The 13,668-nt window shown below is 66.6% G+C and carries 15 protein-coding genes and 1 tRNA gene; 9 read left to right on the forward strand and 7 right to left on the reverse strand.

Annotated elements, in window-relative coordinates:
• Positions 1-4: 4 nt before the first annotated feature.
• The 3 genes from ACQHGV_RS10165 to ACQHGV_RS10175 are packed head-to-tail and all read left to right on the forward strand — an operon-like array spanning position 5 to position 3,374.
• A complete protein-coding gene (locus ACQHGV_RS10165; RefSeq protein ID WP_440978109.1) occupies positions 5-1,360 on the forward strand; it encodes an alpha/beta fold hydrolase in 1,356 nt (451 codons plus the stop codon).
• Positions 1,357-2,907, forward strand: a complete 1,551-nt coding sequence (locus ACQHGV_RS10170; RefSeq protein WP_440978110.1) for a GMC family oxidoreductase — start codon at positions 1,357-1,359, stop codon at positions 2,905-2,907. Before ACQHGV_RS10165 ends, ACQHGV_RS10170 begins: the two co-directional genes overlap by 4 nt.
• Complete coding sequence (locus ACQHGV_RS10175; protein ID WP_440978111.1) at positions 2,904-3,374, forward strand: nucleoside deaminase; 471 nt, start codon at positions 2,904-2,906, stop codon at positions 3,372-3,374. Before ACQHGV_RS10170 ends, ACQHGV_RS10175 begins: the two co-directional genes overlap by 4 nt.
• A 7-nt stretch (positions 3,375-3,381) precedes the next feature.
• On the opposite strand, the gene ACQHGV_RS10180 is transcribed toward ACQHGV_RS10175, so the two are convergent.
• The 5 genes from ACQHGV_RS10180 to ACQHGV_RS10200 are packed head-to-tail and all read right to left on the reverse strand — an operon-like array spanning position 3,382 to position 6,314.
• Positions 3,382-4,263, reverse strand: coding sequence for a polysaccharide deacetylase family protein (locus ACQHGV_RS10180; RefSeq protein WP_440978112.1), 882 nt, complete (start codon positions 4,261-4,263; stop codon positions 3,382-3,384).
• Positions 4,264-4,316: 53 nt separating this feature from the next.
• Positions 4,317-4,565, reverse strand: a complete 249-nt coding sequence (locus tag ACQHGV_RS10185) for a hypothetical protein (protein ID WP_440978113.1) — start codon at positions 4,563-4,565, stop codon at positions 4,317-4,319.
• A 36-nt stretch (positions 4,566-4,601) separates the two neighbouring features.
• A complete protein-coding gene (locus ACQHGV_RS10190; RefSeq protein WP_440978114.1) occupies positions 4,602-4,799 on the reverse strand; it encodes a hypothetical protein in 198 nt (65 codons plus the stop codon).
• A gap of 7 nt (positions 4,800-4,806) precedes the next feature.
• Complete coding sequence (locus ACQHGV_RS10195) at positions 4,807-5,307, reverse strand: metallophosphoesterase family protein (RefSeq protein ID WP_440978115.1); 501 nt, start codon at positions 5,305-5,307, stop codon at positions 4,807-4,809.
• Positions 5,304-6,314, reverse strand: a complete 1,011-nt coding sequence (locus ACQHGV_RS10200) for an SPL family radical SAM protein (RefSeq protein ID WP_440978116.1) — start codon at positions 6,312-6,314, stop codon at positions 5,304-5,306. Before ACQHGV_RS10200 ends, ACQHGV_RS10195 begins: the two co-directional genes overlap by 4 nt.
• 203 nt (positions 6,315-6,517) lie before the next feature.
• Here ACQHGV_RS10200 and ACQHGV_RS10205 point away from each other — a divergent pair, with 203 nt between their 5' ends.
• Complete coding sequence (locus tag ACQHGV_RS10205; protein ID WP_440978117.1) at positions 6,518-7,363, forward strand: type 1 glutamine amidotransferase; 846 nt, start codon at positions 6,518-6,520, stop codon at positions 7,361-7,363.
• Positions 7,364-7,391: 28 nt separating this feature from the next.
• Here ACQHGV_RS10205 and ACQHGV_RS10210 read toward each other — a convergent pair.
• Positions 7,392-7,481: transfer RNA gene (locus ACQHGV_RS10210), tRNA-Ser, on the reverse strand.
• 128 nt (positions 7,482-7,609) lie between these two features.
• On the opposite strand from ACQHGV_RS10210, the gene hspQ reads away from it, so the two are divergent.
• Positions 7,610-7,990, forward strand: a complete 381-nt coding sequence (hspQ, locus tag ACQHGV_RS10215; protein WP_240456185.1) for a heat shock protein HspQ — start codon at positions 7,610-7,612, stop codon at positions 7,988-7,990.
• Between the two features lie 40 nt (positions 7,991-8,030).
• Here hspQ and ACQHGV_RS10220 read toward each other — a convergent pair whose 3' ends face one another.
• Positions 8,031-10,634, reverse strand: coding sequence for a TonB-dependent receptor plug domain-containing protein (locus ACQHGV_RS10220; RefSeq protein WP_440978118.1), 2,604 nt, complete (start codon positions 10,632-10,634; stop codon positions 8,031-8,033).
• Positions 10,635-10,954: 320 nt separating this feature from the next.
• Between ACQHGV_RS10220 and rplU the strand changes: the two genes are divergently transcribed.
• The 4 genes from rplU (at position 10,955) to obgE (ending at position 13,625) form a co-directional block, all read left to right on the forward strand.
• Positions 10,955-11,254: a 50S ribosomal protein L21 gene (rplU, locus tag ACQHGV_RS10225; protein WP_007405484.1), complete on the forward strand. Its 300-nt coding sequence runs from the start codon at positions 10,955-10,957 to the stop codon at positions 11,252-11,254.
• 43 nt (positions 11,255-11,297) lie between these two features.
• Entirely contained in the window at positions 11,298-11,564 is a 267-nt protein-coding gene (rpmA, locus tag ACQHGV_RS10230) for a 50S ribosomal protein L27 (protein ID WP_183951678.1), read from the forward strand.
• Between the two features lie 210 nt (positions 11,565-11,774).
• Positions 11,775-12,299, forward strand: coding sequence for a GNAT family N-acetyltransferase (locus ACQHGV_RS10235; protein WP_440978119.1), 525 nt, complete (start codon positions 11,775-11,777; stop codon positions 12,297-12,299).
• A gap of 276 nt (positions 12,300-12,575) precedes the next feature.
• Positions 12,576-13,625 (forward strand): GTPase ObgE, encoded by a 1,050-nt coding sequence (gene obgE / locus ACQHGV_RS10240; RefSeq protein WP_440978120.1) that lies wholly within the window; start codon positions 12,576-12,578, stop codon positions 13,623-13,625.
• Positions 13,626-13,668: the final 43 nt, after the last annotated feature.

Genomic DNA, 13,668 nt, shown 5'->3' on the forward strand with positions numbered 1-13,668 from the left:
CCGCATGACCCAACCCTCCCTGGTTTTCCTTCACGCTTTGGGTGCCAGCCACCGCGAATGGGACGGCGTGCGCACGGACCTGTCCGACATCGATGGCATCGCGCTCGACCTGCCGGGGTTCGGCGAGCGCGCGGGCGAAGGCTATGCCGATGTCGCGGCGATGGCCGATGATCTGGCGGACGAAATCCGGCGTCGGCGGCTGACCGCGTGCATCCTGGTCGGGCACAGCATGGGCGGCAAGATCGCCACCATCGTCGCGGCGCGCGCCGCGGCGGGCGAGGCCGGACTGGCCGGCGTCGTCGGCGTGGTACTGGTCGCCGCCTCCCCGCCCTGCCCAGAGCCGATGGACGAGGATCGCCGCCAGCAGATGATCGGCTGGGTCGCGGATGGCGCGATCGGCCGTGCGGATGCCGAAACCTTCGTCGATGCCAACACCGCCACGCCGCTGCCCGAGCCGTTGCGGGAGAAGGCGATCGCCGATGTCCGCCGGTCGAGCCGTGAGGCCTGGCTCGGCTGGCTGGAGCGCGGCAGCCTGGAGGATTGGCGCGGGCGGGTCGGCCGTGTCTCGATCCCCGTGCTGATCGTCGCAGGAGCCGAGGACGGCGATCTGGGCGAGACGGCGCAGCGGGCGCATAATCTGCCGCATTATCTCCACGCCGAGGTCCGGTCGGTCGAGGGTGCGGCTCACCTCATCCCCTATGAACAGCCGCAAGCGCTCGCGCAGTTGATCCGCGCGCATGTCGCGGCGGTCGCGTCGTCGATCCTGCCGGCGGCGTTCGTCGCCATTCTTGGCTCCGACCGGGTGAGCCGCCGGACACGCACCGCGATGCTGGAGCGCACCCGCCCGGTGGCTGACGCGCCCGCCGGCTGGACGACGGCGGAGCGGGCGATCGCGGCGCAACTGGTGGCGCATATTCTGCCCGAGGTCGAAGACATGGACGGCCTGGCGGCACGAGTGGAACGGGCGGTGAACCAGGGTCAGGGCGATGGCTGGCGCTTCGCCGAACTGCCCGCCGATGCCGAGGCCTGGACGCGCGGGCTGGCGACGTTGGACGCGGTGAGTGGCGGCTTCGTCACGCTCGACCATGACGCGCAGGCGAACTGGCTGGAGCGGATCGCCGAGGGACAGGGCGGCGTCGCGGACGACGAACGCCATTTGTCGCCCGCGCAGATGGTCTTGTGGTTTCAGGATGTCCGCGCCGAGATCGTCCGCCAATGGGTGGCGCTGCCCGCGACCATGGCGGCGATCGGCTATGACGGCTTCGCGGTCGGCGGCGATGGTCCACGCAAACAGGGCTATTCGCGCACGGCGGCGAATGACGTCGAGACATGGCAGCAGGTGCGGGAGACGATGGCATGAGCCGCGCGCCCTATTCCCATCAGGAGGTGGTCGATGCCGTGGTCATCGGCACCGGGGCGGGCGGTGCCCCGCTGACCGCGCGGCTGGCGAAGGCCGGGCTGTCGGTCGTCGCGCTGGAGGCGGGCCGCTCCTTCGCACCCAATGATCACGTCGCCGATGAACTGGCCGCCGACATCTATTGGATGGAAGAGCGGTTGAGCGGCGGGGCCGATCCCACCGCCTTCGGTTCGAACAATTCGGGCATGGGCGTGGGCGGATCGACGCTGCACTGGGGCGCCTTCTGCCCGCGCCCGGATGCCCGCGACCTGCAACTAAAGTCGTTGACCGGGCAAGGCGCCGACTGGCCGATCCCGCATGCCGAGCTGATCGCCTATGTCGAGGAGGTCGAGGCGTTCACCGGCGTGTCCGGGCCGGCCGACTATCCCTGGGACGCCAGCCGCCGCTATGCCTATCCGCCGGTGCCGCGCAACGCCTCGGCCGATGCGATGGCGCGTGGGTGTGAGGCCATGGGCATCACCGCCACCGACGCGCCCGCCGCGCTCGTCTCGCGCGACCGCGATCAGCCCTATTGGGGCCAGCGACAGGCCTGTGTGAATTGCGGCACCTGTCACCAGGGTTGCCGCAACGCCGCCAAGACCAGCATGGATACCAGCTACCTGCCCTTCGCCGTCGCGCATGGCGCGGAGGTGCGCTCCCAGGCCCGCGTCCTGTCGTTCGATCTCGACCATGAAGGGCAAATCACCGGCGTCGTCTATCATCAGGGCGGCGAGGAACGCCGCCAGCGCTGTCGCGCGGTCTTCCTGTGCGCGGGCGGCGTGGAAAGCCCGCGCCTGCTCCTGAACCTGGGGCTCGCCAATTCGAGCGGGCAGGTCGGCCACAACTTCATGGCGCATGTCGCGACCCAGGTTTGGGGCCGTTTCGACGACGAGATGCGGATGAACCGGGGCTATCCCTCCTCGCTGATCACCGAGGACATGATGCGCCCGGCCGAGGCGGGGTGCGCGGGCGGCTATCTGATCCAGAGCCTGGGCGTGTTGCCGGTCAATCTGGCGACCCAGCTGGCGCGCGGCGCGGGCATGTGGGGCACGCGGCTCCAGTCCCTGCTGCGCCAGTATAACCACATGGCCGGGATCGGCATCAACGGCGAGTGCCTGCCGCATCCCGACAACCGCCTGACCCTGTCGGACGAGACCGACGCCTTCGGCCATCGCAAGGCGAGGATCGATTTCAGCTATCACGAAAACGAGCGGGCGATCGACCGCCATTCTCGTCAGGTCATGACCGCGATCTGGGAAGCGGCAGGCGCCCAGGACATCTTCGCCATCGACCGTTCGGCACATACCATCGGCACCTGCCGCATGGGCGAGAATGGCGACGAAGCCGTCGTCGACGCCGACGGGCGCAGCTTCGACATCGCCAATTTGTGGATTTGCGACAATTCGATCTTCCCCAGCGCGCTGGCGGCCAATCCGGCGCTGACCATCATGGCGCTGTCGCTACGCACCGCCGACCGTTTCCTGGCCCTGTCGAAGGCGCGTGCCGCATGAACGAGACCGACCTGAAGCATCTCCACCGCTGCGTAGAACTGGCGACCGAGGCGGTGGAGGCCGGTGACGCACCGTTCGGCTCGCTGCTCGTCTCGCGCGATGGCGAGGTGCTGTTCGAGGACCGCAACCGGATCGGCGGCGGCGATCCCACGCGGCATCCCGAATTCGCCATCGTTCGCTGGGCGGTGGAACATCTTTCGCCTGACGAACGTCGCGCCGCGACCGTCTACACCTCGGGCGAGCATTGCGCGATGTGCGCCGCCGCCCATGGCCTCGCCGGGATGGGTCGGATCGTCTATGCCAGCTCGACCGAGCAACTGACCCGCTGGACTGCCGAGCTTGGGAAGCCGCCGCTGGGCATCGCGCCGCTGCGGATACCCGAAGTCATCGACGGTGCACAGGTCGAGGGACCCGCCCTCGCCTTTGCCGAGACCATCCGCGATCTCCACGCACGATCACAGGCCTGACGGCGGCTCAGACCGCCAGATCGTTCGCCTCGACATGCTCGGCGATCTGGCCCGCGGTCGTCCACCAGATGCGCGGATCGTCGGCCTGCCGCAATTCCTCCAGCACACGTGCCAGCGGTGGCACCCGGTGCGCCTGCCCCATGATATAGGGATGCAGCGCGATACCCAGCACCAGCGGCCGGCGGTCCGCCTCGCTCAGCAACTGGGTCACCGCATCGCGGATCATGGTGGCGAAACCCGTCGCCTCCTGCCGCCGCTGAACGATGGCGGGTATGTCGTTGATCTCCTGCGAATAGGGCACCGACAGCAGATCACCGGCCCGCGTCGCGAGGCGCGTCGGCTGATCGTCATGCGCCCAGTCCATGACGTAGCGATAGCCCGCCGCCTTCAGCAGATCGGGCGTCGCCTTGCTCTCGGAAATCCACGGCCCCAGCCAGCCGGTGGGCCGGACGCCCAGCGCCGACAGCCGCGTCGTCACATCGTCGATCATCGCCCGCTCATCATCGACCGACAGTTCGCCCTGCGCCTTGGCATTGCTGCGGCCATGCGCGGCGATCTCGTCGCCCCGGTCGCGGCATGCCTCGGCCAGGCCGGGGCAGCGATCGAGCACCTCGGCGTTGAGGAGCGCGGTCGTCTTGAGCTCCAGCCGGTCGAACAGATCGAACAAGCGCCACGCGCCGACCCGATTGCCATAGTCGCGCCAGGCATAGTTCATGACGTCGGGCTGGGTCTGCGACGGGGCCAGCTCGGCCCCAAGGCCGCCGCCAAAGTCGAAGACCTCGTAATTGATGCCGAAATAGATGGCGAGCCGGCGCCCGCCCGGCCAGTCATAGACGGGGCGGTCGATAATGGGGCTATAGGGGTATCGGTGATGGTCGGACTGGCTCATGCCATCCCAACGAAGCCGCGCGTCGATGGATGCCCGACGATCCGACGCGTCAGTCAGCTTTTCGCGGTCACCGGCACCGATGGCCGCGATGCGGGACGCGGCTCGGGTGTCTCGAGCGCTGGCGAGCCCGGTCCGCCATGCCGGGTGGCGTAGAGATGGCGCAGGATCAGCGCCAAATCCTGCTCGCCCAATTGCGACTCGCGATCGATCAGCGCGTCTTCGGGCAGCGATTCGACCCAGGCCGCCAGCCGGTTGCAGGCCGCGCCGAGTTCGGGATCGGCACTATCGTCGAAAGCCGCCATCACTTCATCTCCCACATTCCCGCGCCGTCGACCTTATTACAAGGCGATGCCGCGCCGCGCCATTTCCACCGAGGCCATATCGCCGAGCGGCGTTGCCACCCCGCCCGAGAAAATGTCCGCCAGATCAAGCAGATCGTCATCGCTCAGCGCGACGATCGACGCCTCGATCCGCGCGACTGTCCGAGCTGCCGCCGCATGATCGTTCGCGATCCGCTTGTTTCGTATCTTCAACATGGCGCCTCTATCGCATCTTTCCGGTCGAGGAGAGAAGCCGCTCCAGCGTCACGGGCGCAAATTCATGGACATCGACGCCGACATCGAACTGGCGGGGCATCGGCTTCAGCCGGCCATGGCTATGCCCATGCAGGTTCAAGGCACCCTTATGTTGCCCGTTCCAGCTTCGGAACGGGTAATGGCACAGCACGAGCGCGCGGCCATCCACCATGATCTCGGCATAATCGCCCGTGCTGGCCCAGCCGGCGGCGGTCAGCGTCGCATCGGGATCGTTATTGCCGCGCAGGAGATGCTTGGTCCCGTGCAACTGGTCGAGCAACGCCGGGACATCGGCGGGCCGCCGGGCGACATCGCCCAGATGCCAGACGACATCCCCTGGCCCGACCACGGCGTTCCAACGTTCGATCAAAGCGGCGTCCATCTCCGCGACGCTCGCGAAGGGGCGCTTCTGGATATTGATGGTGCGGTGGTCGCCGAAATGCGTGTCGGCGGTGAAGAAGATCGTCATGTCCAATAGAGGATACGCGCGAACGGCAGCGTGGATGCGATCCGCTTCTCGAAAAAGCGGCGCAATTCGCGCATCGTCTCGGCGTCATAAACCTGTTTCTCGGTGCCGAACTTGGTCCGTTTGGTGCTGCGATTGGCCTCCCCCATGTCGAGCGCCGAGCCGGGATACCAGCTGTCGAGCACCGCCTTCGACCCACTGGTGAAGCGGTGGGTGATCAGCTCGATGGTCAGGTCCAGCCCCGGCACATCGGCCAGCGCCGCGCCCGCATCGACCAGCAATTCGCCATAGGCTTCTCGCCACCCCGCCGCCGCGATGATCGGCGCGATGGTCAGCCCGACCGGATAGCCCGCCAGCGCCATCCGGCGCAGCGCGGCCAACCGATCGGCGACGGGCGCGGTGCCGCCCTCGAACCGCGCGAACAGGCGCGGATTGATCGAGGCGCGCATCCGCGTCCGCTGCCGATGATCGATGTCCAGCAGCGGCGAGACGTCGGCGAACTTGGTCGTGAAGCGCAGTTGCGCGGGCACGTCCCACCGCCCGAACCAGCCGATCATGTGCGACAGCGATCCGGTGATCGGCTCCAGCGCGAGCGGGTCGGTGTAGCAGGACGCCTCGAACGTCGTGCCCTCCTGCGCGCGGTCACGACTGCGCGAGGTGATGGTCCCCTGCCCCAGATAGGCGGGCAGCCCGTCCAGTATCTCGTCGAGATTGGCATAGGCACGCGTGATCGGCGGCCCCTTCAGCGAGCCGGCCAGATAGCAATAGCTGCAATGCGCCGGACACCCTTCGGCCAGATCGACCCGCCAGTCGGCGCTCGGCGCGATGGGTTGCAATTTGCGCTTGGAAGGCGGCGCGACGACGACTGCCAGCGTCAACTTGGCGGCGGCATAGGCGCGGCGCGGATCGTCGGGCAGACCGAGATTGAGCCGATCGCTCGCCAGTTCGACGATCTCCACGCCAAGACCGGCCGCACGCTCGACCATCGCCCGGCCATGTGCGAAGGTCATGGCGGACCTTGTGATCAACAGACGGCGCGGACGCCATGCCGCACGGTCGGATGGGACGGATGTCGCGGCAGTGGCCATCCGCGCTCAACGCCCCGCGCCGCCGGACGGTCCAAATTTTCCATTGCGATAAACGGCTTATTCCTGACCGACGGACCAAGCCGCCAGGGCACGCGTTAAGCCCCCTCACCATAAAAGGGCAAAGCGTGCCACATTTTCTGATCGCCCAAAGCGAATTGCCCGAGGAGCGCGAGGCGCGCCGCAAACGCGCCGGCCAGAGTTCGGGCGAGACCTATGCCGCGACGCTGGCGCAGATGCAGCCGGGGATCGACACGACCATAGCCTCCCCCGCCGACGCCGATACGCCGGTCTTTTCCGCCGAGCGGCTCGCATCCTTCGAAGCCGTGTTCCTCACCGGCTCGCCCATGCATGTCTATGACGATGGGCCGGAGGTTGACCGCCAGCTCGATTTCATGCGCGCGGTCTTTGCCGCCGGGGTTCCGTCTTTCGGTTCCTGCGCCGGCCTGCAGATCGCGGTCGCGGCGGCCGGCGGACGGGTGCGCAAGATGCCCGAGCGGATGGAGGCCGGCATCGCCCGACGGATCAGCGCCACCGAGGCGGGGCGCGACCATCCCCTGCTCGCCGGCCGCCCGCCCAGCTGGGACGCGCCGGCCATTCATGGCGACGAGGTTCTGGAACTTCCCCCCGGCGCGACCCTGCTCGCCAGCAATGCGGTCACCCGCGTCCAGGCCGCCGAGATTCGATATGATCGCGGGATTTTCTGGGGCGTCCAATATCACCCCGAACTCGCCTTGCGCGAAATCGCCATCGCGCTCGCCGCACAGGCCGATGACCTGGTCGAGGCCGGACTGGCCGATCGCAAACGCGACGTCACCACCCGCGCCGCCGACATCGACGCGCTGCACGACACGCCCGACAGCCGCGCGCTTCACTGGAAACTGGGCATCGACGGAGAATTCGCCGAAGAACGTCTGCGCCGCCGCGAGATCAGCAACTTCCTAACCAACCTGTCCGCCCTGCGGAATGGTTAGGGGATTTTGTCCAGTGATGTGAAGTAAGTGGCGGAGAGGGAGGGATTCGAACCCTCGGTACCGTTGCCGGCACGCCGCATTTCGAGTGCGGTGCATTCGACCACTCTGCCACCTCTCCGCGAGGATGATCCGGGCGGTGGGAAACCGCCGGGGCCAGTCGATTGGAGGCGCGCTCCTAGATCAGCTTTTTCGGCAATGCAAGCACCTAAACTTGTGCAACGCCACAAACGCATTAAATCTGTGCATATGGACTTCATCGACATGCCGCCCCTCACCTCGCGCTTCGACGTGGAAGCGCCCATCGTCGCGAGCGCCCGGTTCGCGATCGGCGATGTCGTGCGGCACCGGATGTTCGACATTCGTGGCGTGATCTTCGACGTCGACCCCGTCTTCGCCAATAGCGACGAATGGTATGACGCGATTCCCGAACAGATTCGCCCGGCCAAGGACCAGCCGTTCTACCATCTGCTCGCCGAGAACGCCGAATCGAGCTATGTCGCCTATGTCAGCCAGCAGAACCTGCTGCCCGACGACAGCGACGAGCCGGTCGATCATCCGGCGCTGGCGGGGCTGTTCACGGGGTATGAGCATGGGCGCTATCTGTTGAAGCGCGAACACCGCCACTGACGGAGACGGCCGGGCCCTTGAACCCGGCCGCCCGGAACGCTTAGAAGTTGACCGAGGCCCGCGCATAGAGGAACCGGCCGTTGAAGCCGAAGGGCGACAGGCTGGAATAAGGCAGGAAATAATTGTTGACCCCGAACGTGCCGCCGACCGGCGCGCGGGTGGGATAGATGTCGAACAGATTGTCCGCCCCGATCGCCAGTTCCAGCGCCTCGATCGGCTTCACCCGAACCTCGGCGTCGGTGATCCATTTGGGTGCCAGCGTGAAGTCGCCTGCCCCCGCCCCCGGGGCGATCGACAGATCGGTCGCCGTTCCCGCCGAGAAGACGGTGCCATAACGGTTGGTGCGGATCGTCGCCGAAACGCGGCCCAGTTCGTAATCGGCGCCCAGATTGATCTTGCTGTTGGGCTGTCCCTTGGTCAGCCGGTAGCTTTCCGCACGACCGAACACCAGCAGGCCGGGCAGCGAGGGCAGCGATTCGCGCCCCGTGATCGTCTGTTCGTTATAATTGAATCCGGCGGTCAGGCTGACCCGGCCATAGCCGAAATCGGGCACGCGATAGGTGGCGATCACGTCCACGCCCTGCGTCTTGGTATCGACGCCGTTGACGAAGAAGCGCGCCGAATTGACGCCCGCAAAACCCTGCGCCTGGAGCAGGGCATTGACGGCGGCGCCTTGCAGGTTTTCGCTGAGCACGATCCGGTCGCGGATGCGGATCTGGTAGTAATCGGCCGTCACGTTAAAGCCGGGGATCGGGTCGAAGGTCAGGCCACCACCGAAATTGGTCGCCTTTTCCGGCTGTAGCGGCTTGGCCCCCAGCGCGATCGCCAGCGGGCTCGACACCGGCACGGTCAGGATTTCCAGCAGCGTGCCGGCGACATTGTTGGTCGAGGAGGTGCTGAAATATTGCTGCGCCAGGCTGGGCGCGCGAAAGCCGGTCGAGATCGAGCCACGGATCGCGACCCCAGGGAAAAGCTGCAACCGGCCCGCCAGCTTGCCGTTCACCGTGTCACCGAAATCCGAATAATGCTCATACCGTCCCGCCGCCTGGACGGACAGCGCCTCGCTTACCTCCGCATCGAGCTCGACATATCCCGCAAAGCTGTTGCGCGAGACATTGGTCACGTTGGACGGACGGAAGCCGGGGAAGACCTGCGCCCCGCCCGGTGCTCCATTGGGCACGAACGGGCCATTGACATAGCTGGCCGGATTGCCTGCGCGAATCTGGAAATTCTCACGGCGGAATTCGCCGCCTGCGGCAAAGCCCAGCGACTGGAGGAAGCCGACGTCGAAGCGATGGCTCAGGTCGAGATTGGCGACGATCTGGCCGAAACGGATGCCGCCCGCATAGAAGTTGCGCGGGCTGTTCGCGCCGCCCAGCGAGGTGTTGAAGCTGTTCTCGACCGAGTAATCGAGCGAATTGGCCCCATAGACGACCGACAGATCGGCATTCCATCCATCGGCGATCTCCCCCTTCACCCCGACCGCACCCGAATAATCGGCAATCTCGGACCGGATGAAGGGCAGGAAACCGTTGGCGTAGAAGGGCACGAAGGTCGTGGTCGAGGCCGACCAGTCGCGGTTGCGCGAGTCATTGGGTCGCCGGAAGAAGCCCGCGCCCAGCCCGTCGCGAATGCCGTAGGAACCAAAGGTATAGAGGTCGAACTGCCCGGCGATCTGGGTGCCCGCATTCACGAACAGGTTCATGTCGCGCGTCTTGCCGTCGCCATAGGCGTGGTTGAAGCGGTTGGCGGTCAGCTCCCGCGCATCGCCCGCGACATATTGGCGGCGGGGATCGGCGGCGGCGCGCTGGGTCGGATCGCGGTCTCGGAACTGGCTGGAAAAGACGAAGTAACCGCCCTCCCCCATTGGCAGGCCGATCGACGAGGCGAGGGTCAGCGTATCGCCGTCATGACGCACCCGGTCATCCTGCGCGTAATTGAGGCCCAATATGTCGTTGGCGCGGTTGGTGCCGCCCGATACCGCGATCACGGGATTGCCCGCGGCATCTGTCTGGACGCCGAGCAGATCCTTCACGCCGTCCATGCTGGTGCGATATTGGCCATAGGTGACCGAACCGCGCACGCCCTTGCGCTTGGAAAGCTGGATATTGATGACGCCCGCGATCGCGTCCGATCCATAGAGCGAGGAGGCGCCGTCGCGCAGGATCTCGATCCGGTCGATGGCAATGGGAATGATCTCGTTCAGATCAACCGCCCCCGACCCGCGCCCGACCGACCCGTTCAGGTTGAGCAGCGCCGCCTGATGCCGCCGCTTGCCGTTGACCAGCACCAGCGTCTGATCGGGCGCCAACCCGCGCAGCGTCGCCGGGCGCAGCGAGTCGGTGCCGTCGGTGATCGACGGCTGCGGGAAGTTGAACGAGGGCACCAGCTGGTTCAGCAGCTTGTTGGTTTCGGTATAGCCCGCATTGGTCAACTGCTCGCCGCCGATGACGTCGACCGGCACCGGACTGTCGGCGAGCGTGCGGCCGGGAATCCGGCTGCCGGTGACGACGACCATGTCCTGCGACTCGCCGTCCTGTTGAGCGGCTGGAGAGGCGGGCGTCGCGGTCTGGGCCGTGGCGGGCAGGGCGAGGCCGAGGCTCGACACGGAGGCGAGCAGGATCGTGGCGTGAAGCGAACGCATCAAATTCCCCATTTTTGATACAGGACGGTCATCGCGCCGCCCCCCGACGATCACAATATGTCGAGCTTAGCGGCCAGCAATTGCCATTTCGAACATTTCATAATTTTGTCATTCGATTGTTGCTGCAGCGCAACATCGCCAGATTAGTACCAATGTGGCCAAACCGCGCGATCGCGTCGCCTGACATGCCGTCAGGCGTGTGCGACCGGCGAAAACATGCAATCCTTGGTTGACAATCCGGCCACCTTTGCCTAGCTGACCCTTCTTTCCCGACGGGCATTCCCGCGCGGGAGCCATGCATTTGGGAAGTGATAAGAGCCATGTTCGCAGTCGTGCGCACGGGCGGCAAGCAGTATCGCGTCGCCGCCGGAGATAAGATCGTCGTCGAGAAGATCGAGGGCGAAGCCGGCGCGTCGGTGACGCTGGGTGACGTTCTGCTGGCGGGCGAAGGCTCGGAGCTGAAGGCCGTCGACGGCATCACCGTTGCCGCCGAAATCATCGCTCAGGCGAAGGCCGACAAGGTCATCGTCTTCAAGAAGCGTCGCCGCCACAACTATCGCCGTCGCAACGGCCACCGTCAGCAGCACACGATCCTGAAGATCGTGTCGGTCGGCGCCTGATTTTTCAGACGCGCCTCCCAACGAAATCCAGGAGTAGTTCGCAATGGCACATAAGAAAGCAGGCGGTTCGTCGCGTAACGGTCGTGATTCGGCCGGCCGTCGCCTTGGCGTGAAGAAGTTCGGTGGCCAGGAAGCCATCGCCGGCAACATCCTCGTGCGTCAGCGCGGGACGAAGTTCTATCCGGGTCGCAACGTGGGCATGGGCAAGGACCATACCCTGTTCGCGCTCGTCGATGGCCGCGTCTCGTTCCACGAGGGCAAGCTGGGCCGTAAATTCTGCTCGGTCGAACTGGCCGCAGCGGCCGAATAATCGGGCAACCGCGCCGGGTTGCCCACCAGGGTGACCCGGGTTCCGCGCAGGAACCAGCAAAAAAGGGAGACGGGTCACCCCGGCTCCCTTTTTTCGTGCTCCCTCCACCGCTTCCGGGCTTCTGTCGCCGTCCCGTCATCCAGACGTGGCAGGGGCGGGCCCGACGCGACGAGGAGTTGTCGAGTGATGTTCGCGCGGACCGAAAGATTGTTGTTACGGCCGGCCTGGCCGGAGGATGCCAATGCCCTGGCGGAGGCCATCGGCCATGAGTCGATCGCCCGCATGGCGGCGCGGGTCCCCTACCCGTATCACCCCGAAGACGCCGAGCGCTGGCTGGCCCAGCCCTGCGCCGCGACCGAGCCGCGCTTCCTGATCACCGCGCTGGATCGCGGCGGCGCGCCCGAGCTGATCGGCGGCATCGCGATCATCGCGGGGGATACCGGGCACGAGCTCGGCTATTGGCTGACTCCGTCGGCTTGGGGTCGCGGCTATGCGACCGAGGCGGGTCGCGCGGTCGTCGCCACGGCGCGCAACGCCCTGCCCATCGCCCGGCTGAACGCCTGGCACTTCGCCGACAACCCCGCCTCGGGCCATGTCCTGGCCAAGCTGGGCTTCCGCCCCACGGGGCAGCGGATGGCGCGCGCCTCGGCCGGGCGGGACACGCTGTCGCCCAGCATCCATTATGCGCTGGACCTGGAGGACGAGCGCAATCGCGCGATGCCGTTGGCGGCGTGAGGGTTTTTGATAGGGGGTGTTCCGGATCGCGGGCGCGGGTCGGCGTCGCGATCCGGGATGCTGGTCGTCCGGGTGAGCGTGGCCTTCGACTGCGCTCAGGCTGAACGGAGGGTGGAACACGGGGCTTGGCACAACGACCGTTCAGCCTGAGCGCAGTCGAAGGCCACGCCATGCCCCCCTCAGACCCGGTGCGCCAAGGCCACGCCCCGCCGCCGATCACCCGTGCGATACACGGCCGGGCTGGTCAGTCGTCGCGGTCAGCGGTAAGGGCGGGCCATGCATTTCCTTGACCAGGCCAAGATTTTCGTCCGCTCCGGCGCGGGCGGCCCCGGCGCCGTTTCCTTCCGGCGCGAGAAGTATATCGAATATGGCGGCCCCGACGGCGGTAACGGCGGCAAGGGCGGCGACATCATCTTCGAGGCGGTCGCCGGCCTGAACACGCTGATCGACTTCCGCTACACCCAGCATTTCCGCGCGCCGCGCGGGCATGGCGGATCGGGTTCGAACCGCACCGGCGGCGGCGGCGACGATCTGGTCATCAAGGTGCCGGTCGGGACCCAGGTCCTGTCCGAGGACAAGGAAGAGGTGCTGCTGGACTTCACCAAGGTCGGCCAGCGCGAGGTGTTCCTGCGCGGCGGCGATGGCGGTCGCGGCAATGCCAGCTACAAGACCTCGACCAACCGCGCGCCGCGCCAGCACGGCACCGGCTGGCCGTCCGAGGAGGCGTGGGTCTGGCTGCGGCTGAAGCTGCTGGCGGACGCAGGCCTTGTCGGCCTGCCCAATGCGGGCAAGTCGACTTTCATCAACGCGGTGACCAACGCCCAGGCCAAGGTCGGCGCCTATGCCTTCACCACCACCCGCCCGCAGCTGGGCGTGGTGCGGCATCACAATCGCGAGTTCGTGGTCGCCGACATTCCCGGCCTGATCGAGGGCGCGGCGGACGGCGCCGGCATCGGCGACCGCTTCCTGGGGCATATCGAGCGGTGCCGCGTGCTGCTCCATCTGGTCGACGCCAATGACGAGGATGTCGCCGAAAGCTACCGCATCGTTCGCGACGAGCTGGAAGCCTATGGCGGCGGCCTGATCGACAAGCCGCATATCATCGCGCTGAACAAGATCGACACGCTCGACGACGAGCTGATCGAGGCGCTGTCGGCCGAACTGGCGGAGGCGAGCGGCGCGGACGTAATCCCGCTGTCGGGCGCGGCGGGGACCGGCGTCGACTGGGTACTCGACAAGCTGCTCGAACAGATCGGGCCGGGGCCGGATTCGGTGCCGGACAATGACGAGGGCGAGGACGAGATCACGTGGTCGCCGCTGGGCTGATTCGTCGGGTGGCGGGCTCGGTGAGACACCCTGCCCTCCCCCA

It is taken from the genome of Sphingomonas pseudosanguinis (assembly GCF_052056765.1).
In the GTDB taxonomy this organism is placed as follows: domain Bacteria; phylum Pseudomonadota; class Alphaproteobacteria; order Sphingomonadales; family Sphingomonadaceae; genus Sphingomonas; species Sphingomonas pseudosanguinis.

Coding starts and splice junctions, on each gene's coding strand:
- ACQHGV_RS10165 (WP_440978109.1), top strand. CDS start 5: ATGACCCAACCCTCCCTGGTTTTCCTTCACGCTTTGGGTGCCAGCCAC.
- ACQHGV_RS10170 (WP_440978110.1), top strand. CDS start 1,357: ATGAGCCGCGCGCCCTATTCCCATCAGGAGGTGGTCGATGCCGTGGTC.
- ACQHGV_RS10175 (WP_440978111.1), top strand. CDS start 2,904: ATGAACGAGACCGACCTGAAGCATCTCCACCGCTGCGTAGAACTGGCG.
- ACQHGV_RS10180 (WP_440978112.1), bottom strand. CDS start 4,263: ATGAGCCAGTCCGACCATCACCGATACCCCTATAGCCCCATTATCGAC.
- ACQHGV_RS10185 (WP_440978113.1), bottom strand. CDS start 4,565: ATGGCGGCTTTCGACGATAGTGCCGATCCCGAACTCGGCGCGGCCTGC.
- ACQHGV_RS10190 (WP_440978114.1), bottom strand. CDS start 4,799: ATGTTGAAGATACGAAACAAGCGGATCGCGAACGATCATGCGGCGGCA.
- ACQHGV_RS10195 (WP_440978115.1), bottom strand. CDS start 5,307: ATGACGATCTTCTTCACCGCCGACACGCATTTCGGCGACCACCGCACC.
- ACQHGV_RS10200 (WP_440978116.1), bottom strand. CDS start 6,314: ATGACCTTCGCACATGGCCGGGCGATGGTCGAGCGTGCGGCCGGTCTT.
- hspQ (WP_240456185.1), top strand. CDS start 7,610: ATGGACTTCATCGACATGCCGCCCCTCACCTCGCGCTTCGACGTGGAA.
- ACQHGV_RS10220 (WP_440978118.1), bottom strand. CDS start 10,634: ATGCGTTCGCTTCACGCCACGATCCTGCTCGCCTCCGTGTCGAGCCTC.
- rplU (WP_007405484.1), top strand. CDS start 10,955: ATGTTCGCAGTCGTGCGCACGGGCGGCAAGCAGTATCGCGTCGCCGCC.
- rpmA (WP_183951678.1), top strand. CDS start 11,298: ATGGCACATAAGAAAGCAGGCGGTTCGTCGCGTAACGGTCGTGATTCG.
- obgE (WP_440978120.1), top strand. CDS start 12,576: ATGCATTTCCTTGACCAGGCCAAGATTTTCGTCCGCTCCGGCGCGGGC.